Consider the following 1,430-nt stretch of genomic DNA (forward strand, 5'->3'; position numbering starts at 1 on the left):
GGCCATCACGCGATCCGCATCTGGCTGTCTGGATCGAAGAACACGGCCTTGTCGAGATTGAAGGCAAGGCGGGTGTTCTGGCCTGGAGCAATGCCGGCATCGGCGCGCAGGCGGGCGACGACGGATTTGCCGCCGAGCTTGGTGACGGCGAAGGTGTCGGAGCCGGCCGGTTCGACGACTTCGATCAGGCAATCATCCTCGGTCAGCGAGCGCGCCTTGCGGTCAGCACCGTCAGGATCGGTCAAGGCCTCCGGGCGGATGCCGAAGATCACCTGCTTGCCGGCATAGGCCGACAGGCCGTGATTGCCGGAGACAACCCGCAGCCTCAGCGGCGCGCCGTTCGGCCGCTCGAGCGAGACGGCAAGCCCGGAGGCACCGGCCTCGACGGTGGCATTGAGCAGGTTCATCGCCGGCGATCCCATGAAGTCGGCGACGAAGAGATTGGCCGGGCTGTTATAGATCTCGGCCGGCGTGCCGAACTGCTGCAGCACCCCGTCCTTCAGCACGGCGATCTTGGTCGCCAGCGTCATCGCCTCGATCTGGTCGTGGGTGACATAGACGAAGGTGGTGCCCATGCGTTGATGCAGCCGCTTGATCTCGGTGCGCATGTCGACGCGCAGCTTGGCGTCGAGATTGGACAAGGGCTCGTCGAACAGGAAGACCTGCGGATTGCGCACCAAAGCCCGGCCCATGGCGACGCGCTGGCGCTGGCCGCCCGACAATTGCGACGGCTTGCGGTCGAGCAGATGGCCGATCTGCAGCATGTCGGAGACCTGCTTGATCGCCTTGGCCCGCTCCTCCTTCGGCACGCCGCGGATCTCCATGCCGAAGGCGATATTGCCCGCCACCGTCATATTCGGATAGAGCGCATAGGACTGGAACACCATGGCGATATCGCGCTTGGACGGATGCAGGCCGTTGATGGCCCGTCCGTCGATCCTGATATCGCCCGCCGTGATCGTCTCCAGCCCGGCAATGGTGTTGAGCAGGGTCGACTTGCCGCAGCCGGACGGGCCGACCAGCACGAGGAAGCCGCCCTTTTCGAGTTCGAGGTCGATACCCTTGAGAATGTCGACGGCGCCGAAGCGCTTTCTGAGACCGGAGATTTCGAGGAAGGCCATGACTTACCCTTTGACTGCGCCCGCCATCAGACCGCGCACGAAGTAGCGGCCGGCGAGGATGTAGACGATGAGCGTCGGAACGGCGGCGATCATCGCCGCTGCCATGTTGACATTGTATTCGACCACCCCGGTCGAGGTGTTGACGACATTGTTGAGCGCCACCGTCATCGGCATGGAGTCGCCGGTGCCGGCATAGGCCGAGGCAAACAGGAAGTCGTTCCAGATATTGGTGAACTGGTAGATGACGGTGACGACGATGATCGGCAGCGAGTTCGGCAGCATGATGCGGCGGAAGATCTGGAAGAAGCT

At 63.4% G+C, this 1,430-nt stretch carries 2 protein-coding genes; both read right to left on the reverse strand.

Going from position 1 to position 1,430, the window contains the following annotated elements:
- Positions 1-5 precede the first annotated feature (5 nt).
- On the reverse strand, positions 6-1,121 hold the full coding sequence (locus CO655_RS33100; RefSeq protein WP_097667971.1) for an ABC transporter ATP-binding protein: 1,116 nt from the start codon (positions 1,119-1,121) through the stop codon (positions 6-8).
- A gap of 3 nt (positions 1,122-1,124) precedes the next feature.
- On the reverse strand, positions 1,125-1,430 hold a 306-nt coding region (locus CO655_RS33105), incomplete at its 5' end, for an ABC transporter permease subunit (RefSeq protein ID WP_141514399.1).

Source organism: Rhizobium sp. M1 (genome assembly GCF_002531805.1).
GTDB classification, from domain to species: domain Bacteria; phylum Pseudomonadota; class Alphaproteobacteria; order Rhizobiales; family Rhizobiaceae; genus Rhizobium; species Rhizobium etli_C.

Coding starts and splice junctions, on each gene's coding strand:
- CO655_RS33100 (WP_097667971.1), bottom strand. CDS start 1,121: ATGGCCTTCCTCGAAATCTCCGGTCTCAGAAAGCGCTTCGGCGCCGTC.